This window comes from Neisseria iguanae (assembly GCF_003013245.1).
Lineage (GTDB): Bacteria > Pseudomonadota > Gammaproteobacteria > Burkholderiales > Neisseriaceae > Neisseria > Neisseria iguanae.
In genome coordinates this window covers 1-510 of record NZ_PXYY01000199.1, presented here as the reverse complement: position 1 = coordinate 510, position 510 = coordinate 1, and the positions used below count along the sequence as shown (strand labels likewise).

1 protein-coding gene and 1 pseudogene are annotated in these 510 nt (G+C 45.7%); one reads left to right on the top strand and one right to left on the bottom strand.

The genetic code is table 11. From position 1 onward, the window contains the following. Positions 1 to 236 (top strand): annotated as a pseudogene (locus tag C7N83_RS16475) (IS5/IS1182 family transposase); the annotation flags it as partial. A gap of 157 nt (positions 237 to 393) precedes the next feature. Here the strand turns inward: C7N83_RS16475 and C7N83_RS14095 are convergent. Beyond that, the coding region (locus C7N83_RS14095) for a hypothetical protein (protein WP_146135120.1) at positions 394 to 510 on the bottom strand (117 nt) is incomplete at its 5' end.

Below are 510 nucleotides of genomic sequence, written 5' to 3'. Positions count from 1 at the left end.
CAGTCGGCATGATGCGTAAAGCACACAGCTACTGTCGATCTGTTATCCGAAGAAGATCGTTGCCGAAAACGTGTTATGTCATGGCACAGGGTTTTGGAACGCGCACCGTACATTCCGATCCAACTATACTTCTTATTTCGGGCTGCTAACAGTAACGGCGCAAAGCCGGTTTAAAGGCGGTTTGTATCAACCTGCTGAAGGCTGCCAACCGACTTCGTGTGCCTGTTGCAGCCTGAAAGATAAAATACACCTTAAAGATAGGGAGTACGAGAACCATAGGTCATTGGACATGAAAAAAGCCTACTTAATAACCTAAGTAAGCTTTTTTGATTTTGATTAAGGTTTTGCAAAGATCTCGGCCTTTTATCGCTTAATCAACAATCAACCCAAAAATCAGGCCAATTCTTTGCGCAGCTTTTCGGTCACATTCATCATCACTTGCAGCTGCTCAATGGTTTCTTTCCAGCCGCGGGTTTTCAAGCCGCAGTCCGGATTCACCCACAGGCGTTC